Source organism: Streptomyces sp. NPDC050121 (assembly GCF_044460385.1).
Lineage (GTDB): Bacteria > Actinomycetota > Actinomycetes > Streptomycetales > Streptomycetaceae > Streptomyces > Streptomyces soliscabiei.
The window spans coordinates 221,075-236,592 of record NZ_JBITJV010000010.1; the positions used below are offsets into that span (position 1 = coordinate 221,075).

Annotated in this window: 11 protein-coding genes and 1 pseudogene; 1 reads left to right on the forward strand and 11 read right to left on the reverse strand. The window is 71.3% G+C overall.

What is annotated here, in order from left to right; genetic code table 11:
• Positions 1 to 2 precede the first annotated feature (2 nt).
• The 7 genes from ACIBTS_RS18055 to ACIBTS_RS18085 all read right to left on the reverse strand — a co-directional run bounded on the left by ACIBTS_RS18055 (position 3) and on the right by ACIBTS_RS18085 (position 10,322).
• A complete protein-coding gene (locus ACIBTS_RS18055) occupies positions 3 to 1,364 on the reverse strand; it encodes a PP2C family serine/threonine-protein phosphatase (RefSeq protein ID WP_399320421.1) in 1,362 nt (453 codons plus the stop codon).
• A complete protein-coding gene (locus tag ACIBTS_RS18060; RefSeq protein ID WP_399320423.1) occupies positions 1,365 to 4,094 on the reverse strand; it encodes a tetratricopeptide repeat protein in 2,730 nt (909 codons plus the stop codon).
• A gap of 2 nt (positions 4,095 to 4,096) precedes the next feature.
• Positions 4,097 to 5,458 carry a hypothetical protein gene (locus tag ACIBTS_RS18065; RefSeq protein ID WP_399320425.1) on the reverse strand — a complete coding sequence of 454 codons (1,362 nt, stop codon included), beginning with the start codon at positions 5,456 to 5,458 and terminating at the stop codon, positions 4,097 to 4,099.
• Between the two features lie 60 nt (positions 5,459 to 5,518).
• Positions 5,519 to 6,550, reverse strand: coding sequence for a glutamate ABC transporter substrate-binding protein (locus ACIBTS_RS18070; protein WP_399320427.1), 1,032 nt, complete (start codon positions 6,548 to 6,550; stop codon positions 5,519 to 5,521).
• A 14-nt stretch (positions 6,551 to 6,564) separates the two neighbouring features.
• Positions 6,565 to 7,938, reverse strand: coding sequence for a hypothetical protein (locus tag ACIBTS_RS18075; RefSeq protein ID WP_399320429.1), 1,374 nt, complete (start codon positions 7,936 to 7,938; stop codon positions 6,565 to 6,567).
• 96 nt (positions 7,939 to 8,034) lie between these two features.
• On the reverse strand, positions 8,035 to 9,066 hold the full coding sequence (locus tag ACIBTS_RS18080; protein ID WP_399320431.1) for an N-acetylglucosamine kinase: 1,032 nt from the start codon (positions 9,064 to 9,066) through the stop codon (positions 8,035 to 8,037).
• A complete protein-coding gene (locus ACIBTS_RS18085; protein WP_399320433.1) occupies positions 9,057 to 10,322 on the reverse strand; it encodes a 6-phospho-beta-glucosidase in 1,266 nt (421 codons plus the stop codon). The genes ACIBTS_RS18080 and ACIBTS_RS18085 overlap by 10 nt, the downstream gene beginning before the upstream one ends.
• Positions 10,323 to 10,372: 50 nt before the next feature.
• Here ACIBTS_RS18085 and ACIBTS_RS18090 point away from each other — a divergent pair.
• Positions 10,373 to 10,813: pseudogene (locus ACIBTS_RS18090) on the forward strand (RNA-guided endonuclease TnpB family protein); the annotation flags it as partial.
• 24 nt (positions 10,814 to 10,837) lie between these two features.
• Here ACIBTS_RS18090 and ACIBTS_RS18095 read toward each other — a convergent pair.
• From ACIBTS_RS18095 to ACIBTS_RS18110, 4 genes are all read right to left on the reverse strand, one after another.
• Positions 10,838 to 11,791 (reverse strand): carbohydrate ABC transporter permease, encoded by a 954-nt coding sequence (locus tag ACIBTS_RS18095; RefSeq protein WP_399320435.1) that lies wholly within the window; start codon positions 11,789 to 11,791, stop codon positions 10,838 to 10,840.
• Between the two features lies 1 nt (position 11,792).
• Positions 11,793 to 12,737, reverse strand: coding sequence for a carbohydrate ABC transporter permease (locus ACIBTS_RS18100; protein WP_399320437.1), 945 nt, complete (start codon positions 12,735 to 12,737; stop codon positions 11,793 to 11,795).
• A 2-nt stretch (positions 12,738 to 12,739) separates the two neighbouring features.
• Complete coding sequence (locus ACIBTS_RS18105) at positions 12,740 to 14,089, reverse strand: ABC transporter substrate-binding protein (RefSeq protein WP_319674716.1); 1,350 nt, start codon at positions 14,087 to 14,089, stop codon at positions 12,740 to 12,742.
• A 121-nt stretch (positions 14,090 to 14,210) separates the two neighbouring features.
• On the reverse strand, positions 14,211 to 15,422 hold the full coding sequence (locus ACIBTS_RS18110; protein ID WP_399320440.1) for an ROK family transcriptional regulator: 1,212 nt from the start codon (positions 15,420 to 15,422) through the stop codon (positions 14,211 to 14,213).
• Positions 15,423 to 15,518: the final 96 nt, after the last annotated feature.

Here is a 15,518-nt window from a genome sequence, read left to right on the forward strand (position 1 = left end):
CCTCAGGCCGATCCTGCCCCATGTGCGGGGGCGGGGAACGGCACGACGGCCACTGTTACGTTGTCGTGGCCCCCGCCGTCCAGGGCGTGACCGACGAGAACGCGCGCGCTGTGCAGGGGGCGTGCGGAGGCGTCCGGCGGGACGACCTCGGCCATCTCCTCCGCCGCCTCGGCGTAGTTCCACAGGCCGTCCGTGCAGACCACCACCACACCGGGCCGGTCGGGTTTGAAGGAGGCGGTGTGCGGCTCCAGTTCGTAGGCGTCGGCGCCGAGCCAGCCGGTGATCGCGTGGGCGCGCTCGTCGGCGTACGCCTCCGCCTCGTTCATCAGGCCCGCGGCGACCATCTGGGCGGCCCACGAGTCGTCCTCGGTGAGCCGGGCCGGGGGTGAGCTGCGGTCTTCCGGGACCCAGTAGGCGCGGCTGTCGCCGACCCAGCCGACGACCAGCAGCCCGGGTGTGACGACCGACCCGACCAGGGTGCAGGCGGGGGCGTTCTGGTGCGGGGCGTGCTCGCGGGCGGTGGCAGGCTCGTCGGCCAGCGCGTTGACCGCGTACGAGGCGGCGACGATCGCCTCGTACATGGCCTGCTGCGGGTGCGTGCCCTGCGGCAGGGCCGCGAGCAGCGACTGGCTGGCCGCCTTCGACGCGGCGAGGGAGGCGTCGTCGGGGCGGGTCGCGGAGGACACGCCGTCACAGACGATCGCGACGAGCGCGGGGGAGCCGTCGGGCAGGGCGGTGCGGCCGAGGCCGAAGGCGTCCTCGTTGCGGTGGTGGCGCAGCCCGCGGTCGCTGACGGCGGCCAGCGGGCCCGACTCCAGTTCCATGTGGTCGCGTTCGCGGGGTTGGGCGTGCCCGCAGTTCTCGCAGTAGCCGTCGTCGTCGACCCGGCCCGCGCGGCAGGCCACGCACACCTTGGCGGTCTCGGCCACCGCGGCGGCCTCGGCGGCCACCCGGGGGTCCGGCGCCTGCAGGGCGTACTCGTCCGGCTCCGAGGGCCGGTCGAACCGCACCCCGGAGACACCGCCGGCACCGAAGCCACCGCTGCCACCGCCTGCGCCGGAGTCACCACCGACGCCGGGTACGGCACCGACGCCGGGTACGGCACCGACGCCAGGCACGCCGCCCACGCCGGGGACGGTGCTCACACCGGTGCCCGACACGGTCGTACCGCTCACCGGGGTCCCCTCCGCAGGAGCCGGTTCGGTCGAGCCGTTCATCGTGAGGGTCGGATGGTCGTCCGGGCCGGGCGGCACGGCGGACAGGTCGTATCCGCACGCACCGCAGAAACGGTCAGCCGCGTCGAGCGGCTCCGCGCAGCTCGGACACGTCGGCAGGGCGGCCTGCCGGGGCATCTGCGACATCAACTACACCCACGTCCGGGGGCGGTAACGATTGGCACGTTCCACCAGGTCGATCCTCTCCTCACCGCCGGTCGCCAGCCGGGCCAGCGTGCGGTACGAGCGCTCCAGGCCGAAGCGCAGCCCCCGCTCGTCCAGTTCGCTGCCGAGCAGCGCCCGCCGGGCGTCCGGTCCCGCGCCCCGGCCACCGGAGAGTATCCAGTCGAGGGCGCAGCCGAGGACTTCGGCGGACAGCTGCTCGCGCCGCTGCGGATCCAGACCGTACGCGTCCAGCGCCTCGACCTGGGCCGCGGCGGCGGTGAGGTCCTCCAGGAAGGGTACGTCGGAGGCGAGCGCCGTCCGCTGCCGGAGCCGGGCGCGCACGGCCGCCACCCGGGCCGCCGTGTAGTGGATGGAGGACTCCGGCACCGACTCCAGCGTCCGTACGGCGCTCTTGCGGTCCCCGGCGGCGAGCTGGACGCGCGCCAGGCCGAACGCGGAGCTCACATAGCTGGGGTCGGTCGACCACACCAGGCGGTAGTACTCGGCGGCGTTGTCGAGCTGGCCCAGCACCTCCGCGCACAGGCCGAGCGCCAGCTTGGGCGCGGGTTCGCCGGGGAAGGCGTCGTAGATCGCGTCGAAGGCGAGCGCGGCGCCCTCGTGATCGCCGGTGACCAGCGAGGCCACGCCCCGGTACCAGACCACCCGCCAGTCGTCGGGCCGTTCGTCCTCCAGTTTCTGGAGGGACATGAGGGCGGCCTGGTGGTCGCCGTTCTCCAGCCAGGCGCGGATCTGCCGCAGCCGGGTCTCGACCGACGGCGCCGGCGCGGCGGCGAGCGCCGTGATCAGCTCGCCGGGCGCGGACGTCAACAGGCCTGCGAGGAAGCCCGCGTTGGGGTCGGAGGGGTCGACGTGCGGCACGGGCAGTGCCAGGGCCGCGGCGGGCGCCGGGACGGTCTTCACCAGGCCACCGGGAACGACGCCGGACCCGCCGCCGGACGACACCGGGACACCGCCGGTACCCATACCTGTACCCGTACCCATGCCCGTACCGGCTATCGGCAGCGCGCCGCCGGGGGCGCCCGCGAAGGCGAGGGCAGGGACGGCGCCGCCGGACGGCGCAAGCGCACCCCCCGCACCACCCGTCCCGCCGGTACCACCGGTCCCGCCTGTAGCTCCGCCCGTGCCGCCGCCGAGGGCCGCCGTTGCTCCCGAACTCCCGAACAGCCGCCGGGACTTGACCGCGACCCGGCTCCCCAGCCGGGACACCTCGCCGTCCAGCTTCGGGAACAGCTCGGTGTCCGTGACCTTGATCTCTGGCCCGAACAGGGTCGACAGCGCGGGCCGCGCCCGGCCGCTCTGCAGCGAGACGACCTCGCGCAGCACGCCCGTCAGCTGCTCCGCCATCTCCTGCGCGGAGGCGAACCTGCGGGCCGGGTCGGGGTCGGTGGCGCGGACGAGAAGCCGGTAGAAGGACTCGTACTGGCGGAAGACCTCGATGTTGTCGGGGTCGGGCAGGGAGTCGACGAAGACGGTCGTGTAGCCCTGGAAGTCGAACGTCAGGACGGCGAGCGTACGGCCCACCGTGTACAGGTCGGAGGCGACGGACGGGCCGACCTCCGCGACCTCCGGGGCCTGGTAGCCGACCGTGCCGTAGATGGCCGACTCGTCGTCGTCCATGCGCCGGACCGCGCCCATGTCGATCAGCTTGAGCTCGTCCTGGCTCTGGATCGCGTTGTCGACCTTGAAGTCGCAGTACAGCAGGTTGCGGCTGTGCAGGTGGCCGAGCGCCTCGAGTGCCTCGATGCCGAACGCGCAGGCCTGCTCGACGGGGAGCGGATCCCGCTTGCCGTGCGGTGTGCGGCGGTCGTTGGCGATCTCCTTCAGGGACTTGCCGCCGATGTACTCCATGACGATGTAGCCGTCGAGCGAGCCGGTGCGCTGGTCGAGGTGCTCGACGAAGCTGTAGATCCGCACGATGCTGGCGTGCTCGATCTCGGCGAGGAAGCGCCGCTCGGAGATGGCCGCGGCCATCGCGTCCTGGTCACCGGTGTCCAGGAGACCCTTCAGGACGACCCACCGGTCGCCCACCGGGCGGTCGATGGCCAGGTAGATCCAGCCGAGACCGCCGTGCGCGAGGCAGCCCACGACCTCGTACTGGCCGTGCACGACATCGCCGGCCTTCAGCTTCGGCACGAAGGAGTACGGCTGACCGCACTTGGTGCAGAAGCCCTCCGTGCGCCCCTTCTGCTCGCCGCGCGAACGCCCCACCGGCGCACCGCAGTCGGAACGCGAGCAGAACCGCTTGCGCTCGGGCACCTCGGGGTTGTCGAGGACCATCGCGCGCGGGTCGGGACGCGGCACCTGCGGCACCGAGACCAGGCCGGCGCCGAGCCGGGCCCGCCCGGAGGAGCCGGCCGCGGAGCCGGAGGAGCGCACCGACACCGAGCGGCCCGTCGACTTGCCCGACAGCGAGCGCGACAGCCGCCCCGACACCGAGCGCCGCGACTTCGCCGACTGCGACGACGTACGGGAACTTCGGGCACTGCGGGCGCTGTGCGCGCCGGAGCGTGAACTCCCGCTGTCCGACGAGCCCTTGCCGCCCGCGGTCACCCCGGTCGGCGGTGAGCCGACCATGCCGCTCTTGGAGACGACCGGCGCCAGACCGCAGGTGTCGCAGTACAGCTCACCGCCGCCCACGTCCTCGTACGACCCCTCGCAGCCCGGCCGCTGACACGACTGCCCTGCCTGACTCATGGCTACTGCTCCCCCCTACGGTCCTCGAAGCCGCCCTGATCCGGCACACGTGGGGCGGCCAGCAGTTCGGCGACGGCCTGCTGGTAGCGCAGGACGGCCTGTCCGGCGACGCGCAGATCGCAGGGCGCGCTCCACAGCATGCGGCGCGCCGCGTCGTAGCGCTCGATGAGGAACGGGTCTTCGGCGAGCCCGTGCCGGGCGACCTTCGCCTTGTACGCGTCGAGGCGGCCGCGCAGCTCCGCGCGGACCGCCAGCGGCTGGGTGACCGCGGTCAACGACTCGCGGGCACGCAGCAGTTCGTCCTCGGCCTTCTGCTCCAGGGTCTCCAGGAGCGGCGACAGACGGTGCCACTGGGCCTGCCTGCGGTACTCGGCGGCCGTCGCGAGCTGCTCCTGCAGCACGGTCGGCGGGCCGCTGACCACCGGCACCTCGGTCGCGGCGATCTTCGCGAGCACCTCGCCGCGCGCGGTGCGCGCCTCGGCGAGTGTGCGGTCGGCGCGGCTGAGGATGTCCCGCAGCTTCACCAGCCGCTGCTCGGCGTCCTGACGGACCGTCAGGACAGCGTCGATCTCCCGGCGTACGTCCTCCAGGGCGCGCGCCTCACGGTCGTACACCGTGGTGTCGGGACGGCCGCCGCCCGGGGCCGAACTGCCCTGCGCGCGCATCCAGTACGCGAGCGGGTCCGACACCACCTGCTCGCGCAGGGCGGTCAGCGTGTGCGTGATGCGTTCCAGGTCGTCGCCCGCCGGGTGCTCGCCCGGGCGCACGCCCACGGAGTGGGCGAGCCGGCGGGTGCGCTGGAGCTCCGCGGCCAGTAAATCTATCCGCGCGGGCAGCGCCGACCACACCGCGTCGGCGGCGACGACCATGTCCAGCGACGAGGCGTACAGCTCGTTCATGCGGTCGACGAGGGTGGTGAGGGAGAAGCTCTGGCTGAGCCTGCCCGAGCCGTGCAGCGTCGGCGCGCCGGCCAGGGCGGCGGCCGACCCGGCCAGCGGCCCGGCGAGGGACCCCGCGATCGATCCGGCGACGGTGACGGACTCCCCGCGCAGCAGCTCCGTCAGCTCCACCAGGTCCTCACGGCTGGACCAGCGGCGGCGCGAACGGATCTCGCGGGCGCCGCGCAGCGCGTCCGTGTACGCGTCGAAGTACGCCCACAGCAGCGTGATCGACGCCTCCGCGGACGCCCAGCGCTCCTTGGTGACGCCGGTGAGTTCGGCGCCCTCCAGCAGCCTGCGGCCCGCGTGGTCCTGCAGGGCGAGAAGCGAGGTCTCGATCGCCTCGTGCTCCGCGCCGAGCCGCGCCAGCGCACGGTCGACCTCGTCCCGGTCCATCACCGGCCCGGGGGGTCCCGTGACGCCCATCGATCACCTCTCGCTGCCTTGTCGGTTCTACGCTCGGTACTCTGCCTGCCCGTCGGTCCGTCAACTCGTGCGCAGGTACTGCGGCGGCGTGGGCGGCTTCGACGTCGTCGCGTCACTGCCCAGTGTCGCCGACAGCCACTTGTCGTACGAGGCCTGCCAGCCGCTCGCGCGGTACTCCACCAGGATCTGGTTGACCCGGCGTACCAGATCGCTCGCGTCCTTCTTCATCGCCACGCCGTAGTACTCGACGGTGAACGGGGCGCCCTTGAGCTCGACCGTGGGGTCCTGGGCCGCCTGACTGGCCGCGAGCGCGCCGTCGGTGACGACCGCGTCGACCTCGCCGAGCTGCAACCGGACCAGGCAGTCGAGCTGGTTGGGGACGGTGGTGGCGATGTCGACGGTGGCGGGCAGCCGGTTCGCCTTCTTGTCGTCATCGAGCTTGGTGTTGGCCGTCGAACCGGTCGCCGTGCAGATCCTCTTCTTCGCCAGCGTGTCGTTGTAGCCGGTGATCGTCGAGGACTTGGGGGCGAGGACCTGCTGGCCCGTCTTGAAGTACGGCGCGGAGAACGCGACGTCGGAGAGACGGCCGCAGGAGATCGTCATCGTGCGCACGACCATGTCGACCCGGCCCTCCTGGATGGCCGGGATGCGCTGGTTGGTCGGGATGGCCTTGAACTGGACGGCTTCCGGGTCGCCGAGGAGGTCCTGGGCGATCCGGTGGACCAGGTCGATGTCGAAGCCCTCCAGCTCCGCGCCGGTGTTGTTGGGGTCGCGGTAGCCCCAGCGGTAGCTGTTCTGGTCGACGCCGACGATCAGCTTGCGCTTCTCGCCCTGTCGGGCCTTGATCGCGGCGATCGTCGGGCCGTCCGCGCTCGACGGCGCCAGCGTCTGCTTCTCGGGGGCCGTGCAGGCGGCGTCGGCCACCGGGCTGCCCTCGGCGGCGCCCCGCCCGCCCCGCCCCGCACTGGCGTCGCCGTGGGAGTGCGCCCACGGCAGCAGCAGCACGAAGGCCAGCGCGAGGGCGCAGACGGCCGCCATGGCCCCCACGCCGCCCCAGCCCTTCAGGCTGTCCCGCACACGTTGCGCACGCATCGCCACGCCCCCTTTCACCGGTACTCCGACAGCCTGCGGCCGATGCCGAGGACCGCGCCCGCGGCGCCCAGCACGGCGAGCACGGCGGCGCCGACCGCCAGGCCGGTCATCGCGTCCAGACCGTCCCCGGCCGCCTGCTGGAACTCGACCTGCTCGTGCGCCAGCGCGTCCGCGAGGTTCTGGTCGACGTTGTCGAAGCACGCACCGGTCGCGTCCTTGCCGCCGATGACCAGGGCCAGCGCCTGCTCGTAGTTGCCGTTGTCGTCCTGCGAGCGGGCCTCGGTGTGGCGCTTCTTCCACTCCGCCATGTTGCTCTCGGCCGAGGCGACCGGCTTCTCGCCCGACTGGTCGTCGGCGAGCTTCGCCGCCAGGGTGAGGCCCTTGCCGAGGGCGGTCATGTCGGTGGCGAAGTCGTGGTCGTACTTGTCGAGCGTGACCTCCGCGCCGTCGGCCGTCACCTTCACCGTCTCGGCGCCGCGGGCCACCAGCGTCAGGTTCTCGTTGCCGCGCGCCTTGAGGGAGGCGATCCGGGCGTCGTGCAGCACGTTCAGCGAACGGACGCCGTTGTCGTAGGAGTCGTTCAGACCCGCGCGGGCCACGCTGTGGCCGACGACCAGCCAGAGCAGGACGACAGCGGTGGCCCCCGACGCGGCGACCAGGCCGTGGTTCAGGACCCGGTTCGTGCGGCGGTAGTTGCGGTGCTGCGCCCAGGCGAGACCGGCCAGTGCGAGGACGCCCAGCGCGATCGCCGCCCACGGGTAGGGGGTGGCGTGGCCGTAGTCGTCCTGGAGGCGCTGGTTCTCCTTCGTGTAGAGATCCTCGGCCGCCGGGAGCATCTCCTGCTGCATCTTCTGGTTGGCGTACCGCAGATAGGCGCCGCCGACCGGGAAGCCCTGCCGGTTGTACGTCCGCGCGCGCTCCACCAGGCCCTTGTACTCGGGCAGCAGCTTGTTCAGCTTGGTGATGACCGCCGTGGAGGGGGAGCCGGGGTCGGCGTTGTTGGCCGCGGTGACGAGCTTGGAGGCGGCCTTGTCGATGTCGTCCTCGTAGCGCTGCCGGGACTCCGCCGTCTCCTGGCCGCCCGCCAGGAAGCCGCTGGAGGCGGCCGTGTTGGCGTCGGCGAGGGAGCGGTAGATGTCGGCGGCGGCCGCGCTCAGCGGCTGGCTCTTGTGCAGCACGTCGTCGGCGGCGGCCTCGCGGTCGGTCGTCTGCCAGGCCGTCACGGCGCCGAAGGCGAGGACGAGCAGGGCGAGGAAGGCGCCGATGATGCGCAGTCGCCCCGGCTCCGTGGTCGCCACGGCGCGCGCCTTGTCGACGCCCTCGGCGAATGCCGTACGGCGTGTCGGCGGTGGTGTCGTACTGGTCGGCGGGTTCGCCAGGCTTGCCACTGTTTGACCTCCCCCATGGTCAGCTCCCGCCGGTAAGTATCGCTGGCGGGAGGTGTTGTGCGCACCGGCCTTCACTGGATCTTGATCAGATCGCAGTCACCCCTGTTCATGAATACGTCGTGGGCGCACATTCGGTTCCCTGAGGGCGGCAGGGCCGGGCCGCTCGAAGTAGGCCCGCACCGACCGCTGCACCTGGGCCGCGGCGCCGAGTCGGTCGAGACCCAGCAGGGCCGCCCCCAGCACGGGACGTGCGCGCACCACGTTCGGCACCGCCTTCGGCGCCCTGACCGCGAGCAGTTCCCGCACCCGGTCGTCGAGTTGCTCGTGGCCCGCCGTCAGGACTCCTCCGCCCAGCAGCACCGGCGTTTCCTCCTCCAGCAGTTCCAGTCGGGTCAGCGCCACCGTCGCCATGGTGACCACCTCCTCCGCCAGGCGGTCGACGAGCGTCCGGGCCACGGGGTCGCCCGCGGTCGCCGTCGCGAACAGGACAGGGGTCAGTTCGTGGCGGCTGGACGGCGGGATGTGCTCCAGGTGCAGGGACTCGATCAGGGCGTACATGGACGGCAGGCCGAAGTGGGCCGGGAGCGTGCGGGCCAGGGCCGTGGGGGCGCCCCTGCCGTCCTCCGCCCGTGCCCCGTGCCAGACGGCCTCCTCGGCCAGCCCCCAGCCGCCGCCCCAGTCGCCGGAGAGGCGGCCCAGCGCCGGGAAGCGGGCGGTGCGGCCGTCGGGGCGCATGCCCACGCAGTTGATGCCGGCGCCGCAGACGACGGCCACGCCCAGGGGGTCGGCCACGCCCGCCCGCAGGATCGCGAAGGTGTCGTTGCGGACGTCCACGGACCCGCCCCACGCGCGCGCGTGCAGGGCCGCCGCCAACTGTTCCTCCTCGACCGGCAGGTCGGCGTTGGCCAGGCAGGCGGAGACATGGGTCGCCGTGCTGACGCCGGCTGTCCGGTACGCGCGCGTGACGGTGTCGGCCAGGGCGTCGACGGCCCGTTCCACGCCCACCGCGGGCGGGCGGAAGCCGCCGCCGCGAGCCGTGCCGAGGACCGCTCCGTCGGCCGCCACGACCGCGACGTCGGTCTTGCTGTTGCCCGCGTCGATGGCGAGCACACTTGCCGTCAGGCCCACGCGAGGTGCTCCCGGTTGTGTGCGATCAGTCGGTCGGTCAGTTGCTCGGCGTACTCGTACTGGGCGACCAGCGGGTGGGAGAGAAGCGCCTTGAAGACGCGGTTGCGGCCGCCGTGCAGGGCCGCGTCCAGGGCCAGGTCCTCATAGGCCGTCACGTTCGCCATCAGGCCCGCGAACAGGGGGTTCACCGGCGTTACGGGGAGGGGGGAGGCGCCCTTGGGGCCCACCGCCGCCTGGACCTCGATCACCGCGTCGTCCGGGAGGAAGGCCAGCGTGCCGTTGTTGCGGGTGTTCACCACCTGGTACGGGCTGCCGGAGCCGGTGAGCAGGGCCGCCGCCAGATCCACGGCCGCCTCCGAGTAGTACGCGCCGCCGCGCTTCGCCAGCAGGGCCGGCTTCCCGGCCAGCGCCGGGTCGGCGTACAGCGCCAGCAACTCGCGTTCCATCGCCGCGACTTCGGCCGCCCGCGACGGCTTGGTGCGCAGTTCCCGTACGACCTCGTCGTGCGCGTAGTAGTAGCGCAGGTAGTACGACGGGACCACGCCGAGGCGGTCCAGGACCTCGCGGGGCAGCCGCAGGTCGGCGGCGATCGCGTCGGCGTGGGTGGTCAGGAGGTCCGGCAGGACGTCCTCGCCCTCGGGGCCGTCCAGGCGGACCCCCGTCTCCCAGGTGAGGTGGTTGAGGCCCACGTGGTCCAGGTGGAGGTCGGCCGGGGTGACGTCGAGCAGGCCGGCGAACTTGCGCTGGAGGCCGATGGCCACGTTGCACAGGCCGACCGCCTTGTGGCCGGCCCCCAGCAGGGCCCGGGTGACGATGCCGACCGGGTTGGTGAAGTCGATGATCCAGGCGTGCGGGTTGGTGCGCCGGACGCGTTCGGCGATGTCCAGGACCACGGGAACGGTGCGCAGCGCCTTCGCCAGGCCGCCCGCGCCGGTCGTCTCCTGTCCGACGCAGCCGCACTCCAGGGGCCAGGTCTCGTCCTGCTCGCGGGCCGCCTGGCCGCCGACACGGAGTTGCAGCAGGACGGCGTCGGCGCCCTCGACGGCCGCGTCCAGGTCGGACGTCGTGACGATCCGGCCGGGGTGGCCCTGGCGGGCGAAGATGCGGCGGGCCAACCCGCCCACCAGCTCCAGGCGTTCCGCCGCCGGGTCGACGAGGACCAACTCCTCGACGGGGAGCGTGTCGCGCAGGCGTGCGAAGCCGTCGATCAGTTCGGGTGTGTAGGTCGAGCCGCCGCCGACCACGGTGAGTTTCATCGAGGCTCTCCTTTGTGGATACCCCGGCCTTCAGGCCGGGGTGGGGGTACCTGTCGACTCGTCTCGTCCGTGAGAACCAAACGGTCGTGATCGAGGACGTCACCGTCCGCAACCTGCTGAAGAACGGCAAGCTCGCGCGCGCCGTCTCCGATGCGTCGTGGACGGAGCTGCGCTCCATGCTGGAGTACAAGTGCGCCTGGTACGGGCGTGAACTCGTCGTGGTCGACCGCTTCTTCCCCAGCTCGAAGCTGTGCGGGGCCTGCGGCACGGTCCGCGAGAAGCTGCCGTTGAACGTCCGGGAGTGGACGTGCGACAACTGCGGTGCCGTGCATGACCGCGACGTGAACGCGGCGCGCAACATCCTGGCCGCCGGGCTGGCGGCGTCTGCCTGTGGAGACGGTGTAAGACCTCAACGGGAGTCCTCCCGGACGGGGCGGTCGTCGGTGAAGCAGGAACCCCAGCGGGCGACCGCTGGAATCCCTCGCCTTTAGAGCGGGGGAGGAAGCCAAGCCTTGTTAACCCTTCACGCCGGTGAGGGTGACACCTTCGACGAACGCCTTCTGGGCGAAGAAGAACACGAGGATCACGGGGGCCATGACCAGCACGGTGGCCGCCATGGTGAGGTTCCAGTCGGTGTGGTGCGCGCCCTTGAAGGACTCCAGGCCGTAGGACAGGGTCCAGGCGGCCGGGTTCTCCGAGGTGTAGATCTGCGGGCCGAAGTAGTCGTTCCAGGCGGCGAAGAACTGGAAGAGCGCGATCGCCGCGATGCCGGGCTTGGCCATCGGCAGGACCACCTTCAGCAGGGTGCGCAGGTCACCGCAGCCGTCCACCTTCGCCGCGTCCACGTACTCGTTGGGGATCGTCATCAGGAACTGGCGCAACAGGAAGATCGAGAACGCGTCGCCGAACGCCAGCGGGATGATCATCGGCCACAGGGTGCCCGACAGGTCCAGTTGCTTCGCCCAGAAGAGGTACATCGGGATGACGACCACCTGCGGAGGCAGCATCATCATCGAGATCACCAGCATCAGCGTCAGATTGCGGCCCCGGAAGCGGAACTTGGCGAGCGCGTACGCCACGGGGACCGAGGACACGACGGTAAGGACCGTTCCCAGTCCGGCGTAGATCAGCGTGTTCTTCCACCAGGTCAGGAAACCGAAGGTGTCGAAGACCTTCCGGTAGTTGGCCCATTCCCAGGTATGCGGGATCAGGTCCCGGCTGAGCGCCTGCGAGTCGCTCATCAGGGAGGTCAGGAAGACGAACACGAAGGGGAGCGTGAAGAACAGGGCCGCTGCGACGCCGAGGGAGTGGACCGCGATCCATTCCAGGAGCGCCTTGCGGCGGGCCGTGCGCTCGGCGGGCGAGGCGGGCGCCTTCGACTCCACCTGCCGCCCCGGTACTCGGGCCGTGCGCCGGGTCGTGCGCTGGGTCGTGCCCCGGGCCCTGTCGTGGGCCGTGTCCTGGGCCATGTCAGTCACCTGCCTGGATGAGGCCGCCCCGGCGCCGCATCAACAGCGCGGTGAACGCCATCGACAGGGCGAACAGGACCAGGGCGACGACACAGGCGGAGCCGTAGTCGAAGCGCTGGAAGCCGAGGTTGTAGACGAGTTGGGGGAGGGTGAGCGTGGAGTGCTCGGGGTAGCCGGGCTCGAACAGGGTGCCCGCGCCCTGGATCACTCCCGAGGCGACCTTTCCGGCGACGAGCGGCTGGGTGTAGCACTGCATCGCCGCGATCACCCCGGTGACGACCGCGAACATGATGATCGGCGAGATGTTGGGAAGGGTGACGAACCGGAACCGCTGCAAGGCCGACGCGCCGTCCAGCTCCGCCGCCTCGTACTGCTCCCTGGGCACGTCGAGCAGCGCGGCCATGAAGATGACCATCAGGTCGCCGACGCCCCACAGGAACATCAGCGTGAGGGCCGGCTTGGACCAGTCCGGGTCGTTGAACCAGGCCGGCGCCGGGATGCCGATCTTCTCCAGGATCGAGTTGACCGGGCCCGTACCGGGGTTGAGGAGGAACGCGAACGCCATCGTCGCGGCGACCGGCGGGGCGAGGTAGGGCAGGTAGAACAGGGTCCGGAAGACACCCGTACCCGTCTTGATCTTCGTGATCAGCATGCCGATCCCGAGCCCGAACAGGACCCGCAGGCTCACCATGATCACGACGAGCCAGAGGGTGTTGCGCAGGGCCGGCCAGAAGAACGGATAGTGCTCGAAGACGTACGTCCAGTTCTTCGTGCCGCTCCACGTCGGCGGCCGGAAGCCGTCGTAGTGCATGAACGAGAAGTAGACCGTCGAGATCATCGGGTACGCGAAGAAGACCGCGAAGCCGATCAGCCAGGGGGAGAGGAAGGCGAGGGTGCGCAGCGTCGAGCGACGGTGCTTCGCCCGCAACGTGTGGGTGGCCGCCATCGCTACTTCGCCTGCGCGATGTCCGTGTCGATCTGCGCGGCCGCCTTCTTCAGGCCCGCCTGCAGGTCGGTGACCTTGCCGCTCTCGTAGTCGTAGCCGAGCTGCTGGACGGTGGCGAGGTAGACGCCGCCGTTGATCGAGGCCGGGGAGGTGGTCGAGTTCGGGTTGGCGGCGATGTCGAGGAAGGTCTTGAAGCGCGGGTCGTACTTCAGGTCGGGGGACTTCAGGGCGGCCAGCGTGGAGGGCACGTTGTGGATGGCGTTGGAGAAGGCGACGACCGCGGACGTGTCGGTGGTCATGTACTTCACCAGTTCCCAGGCCGCGTTCTGCTTCTTGCTGGTGGCGGCGATGCCGGCGATGGTGCCGGTGATGTAGCCCTTGCCGTACTGGGCCGCCTGGTCGTCAGGGACGGGCAGCGGGGCGACGCCGATCTCGAAGTCCGGCTTGGCGTCCAGGGCCATGCCCAGACGCCACTCGCCGTCGAGCTGCATGGCGACCTGGCCGGTCTGGAAGGGATGCTTCGGGCCCCACTCGTCGCCGAGCGTCGACCGGAAGGTCTCCAGCTTCTTGAAGCCGCCGAGCTCGTCGACGAGCTTCTTCTGGAGGGTGAAGGCGGCTGCCACGGCCGGGTCGGTGGCGATGGTCGACTTGCCCGCCGTGTCGAAGTACGTCGGGGAGAACTGGCCGAGGTAGTGCTCGGTGGTGGTCTCCCAGCCGTGGTAGTCCGGCATGAAGCCGAGCTGCTTGAACGTGTTCCCCTCGGGGATCGTCAGCTTCTTGGCGTCGGCCTCGAACTCGGTCCAGGTCCTGGGCGGGGAGGTGATGCCCGCCTTCTTGAACGCCGTCTTGTTGTAGTAGAGGCCGTACGCGTCGCCCAGCAGGGGGACGGCGCAGCGGTTGCCGTCGTACTGGGTGTACTGGTTCATCGCCTTCGGGAAGGTCGTGGACGGGTCGATGTCCGCCTTCTTGAAGTACGGGTTGAGGTCGATCAGGGCGCCCGACGAGCAGAACTTGCCGACGTTGTTGGTGGTGAACGACGAGATCACGTCCGGCGCCTTGCTGCCGCCCGCGCGCAGCGCCTGGTTGATCTTGTCGTCGGTCATGTTGCCGACGACGTTCACATGGATGTTGGGGTGCGTCTTCTCGAAGCCCGAGATCAGCGACTGGACGGCCTTGACCTCGTTCGGCGCGCTCCAGGCGTGCCAGAAGGTAAGGGTTGTTTCCTTTGACGCGTCGTCGTCGGCGCCGGCCGCGGACTGGCCGGTGCAGGCGGTGGTGCTCAGCAGGAGGGCCGTGGAGGCGGTCAGGGCAAAAGCCGCCTTTCGTACGACTTCGGATATGCGTGTGGGCATGGCGGAGCCTTCCAGGGACAGGGCAGGACAGGGTGAGGTGTGAGGTGTGAGGTGTGAGGTGTGACGCGAGGTGAGGTGACGCTCGGGGTGTGGTTAAGGGGAGCTGCGGGAGCGGGTGCTGCTAGCGCGAGGTGTCGAAGACCTCGTCGCGGGTGGCGGCCAGCGCGCTCTCCAGTGCGCCGCGCAGGACGGGCCGTTCGGTGACGTCGCCCATGACCAGCTTCGGCCGGGACGCGGCCAGCTCCTCCAGCTCGGCCTGGACGAGGGCGCGCAGTGTCTCGCCGCCGGCGGTCAGGCTGGCGCCGCTGAGGACGACGAGTTCGGGGTCGAGCACGGAGACGAGCGAGGCGAGACCGGTCGCGAGCCGGGTCGCGTACGTCTGGAGCAGCAGCCGGTTCAGGACCGTGTCCTCGGCGGCGGCCCGCTCGACGAGCCCGGCTGCGACCTCGGCGTACGGTCCGGACGGGATGCCGGTCATGCCGAGCTCCCGGGCCAGCTGGGGGATGGCCTGCGAGCCCGCCAGTTCCTGGTAGCCGCCGCTGTTGGCTTTGGTCACCTGCCGGACCAGGGGTGCGCCGGGAACCGGCAGGAAACCCACCTCGCCCGCGCCGCCGGTCCAGCCGCGGTGCAGCCGGCCGCCGAGGACGAGGGCCGCGCCGAGACCGCCCTCGTTCCACAGCAGGACGAAGTCCTCGTGGTCGCGGGCGGCGCCGAGCCGTTGTTCGGCGACGGCGGCGAGGTTGACGTCGTTCTCGTACTCGACCGGCATCGGCAGGGCTGCGGCGAGGTCGTCGAGCAGCGTCGGGGAGTGCCAGCCGGGCAGGTGGGAGGCGTAGCGCAGACGGCCGGTGGTGGGGTCGAAGGCGCCGGGGGTGGCGACGACGAGCCGCCGCACGTCGTCCCGGGTGAGGTGTGCGGCCTTCACCGCGCCGTCGAGGGCGTCGGTGACCTGCCGTACGACGGCCCCCGCGGTCTTGCGGCCGGGCGTGGGCACCTCGTACGTGCCCACGGTGCGGCCGGTGACGTCGGCGACGGCGGCGAGGACGCGTTCGGGGGTGACGTCCAGACCGGCGGCGTAGGCGGCGGCCGGGTTGACCTCGTACAGCTGGGCGTTGGGGCCCGGGCGTCCCTCGGTGGTGCCGGTGGCCAGGACCAGTCCCGCCGCCTCCAGGCGGGCCAGGAGCTGTGAGGCGGTGGGCTTGGACAGGCCGGTGAGCTTGCCGATGCGGGTGCGCGACAGGGGGCCGTGCGCCAGCAGGAGGTCGAGGGCGGCGCGGTCGTTCATGGCGCGCAGGACGCGCGGCGTGCCCGGCGTACCGGCGGTTCCTGCCATGGGTCGACACCTGCCTTTCTGAACTGCACAGCTTTTCAGTGACGCGGGACACAAGTCCACTTCCGGCCACTGTTAGGAAAGTTTCCTATCGGCTGG

Bases quoted from the DNA above. Each gene is read 5' to 3' on its own strand.
- ACIBTS_RS18060 (WP_399320423.1), bottom strand. From the start codon at position 4,094: ATGAGTCAGGCAGGGCAGTCGTGTCAGCGGCCGGGCTGCGAGGGGTCG.
- ACIBTS_RS18065 (WP_399320425.1), bottom strand. From the start codon at position 5,458: ATGGGCGTCACGGGACCCCCCGGGCCGGTGATGGACCGGGACGAGGTC.
- ACIBTS_RS18070 (WP_399320427.1), bottom strand. From the start codon at position 6,550: ATGCGTGCGCAACGTGTGCGGGACAGCCTGAAGGGCTGGGGCGGCGTG.
- ACIBTS_RS18085 (WP_399320433.1), bottom strand. From the start codon at position 10,322: ATGAAACTCACCGTGGTCGGCGGCGGCTCGACCTACACACCCGAACTG.
- ACIBTS_RS18095 (WP_399320435.1), bottom strand. From the start codon at position 11,791: ATGGCCCAGGACACGGCCCACGACAGGGCCCGGGGCACGACCCAGCGC.
- ACIBTS_RS18100 (WP_399320437.1), bottom strand. From the start codon at position 12,737: ATGGCGGCCACCCACACGTTGCGGGCGAAGCACCGTCGCTCGACGCTG.
- ACIBTS_RS18105 (WP_319674716.1), bottom strand. From the start codon at position 14,089: ATGCCCACACGCATATCCGAAGTCGTACGAAAGGCGGCTTTTGCCCTG.
- ACIBTS_RS18110 (WP_399320440.1), bottom strand. From the start codon at position 15,422: ATGGCAGGAACCGCCGGTACGCCGGGCACGCCGCGCGTCCTGCGCGCC.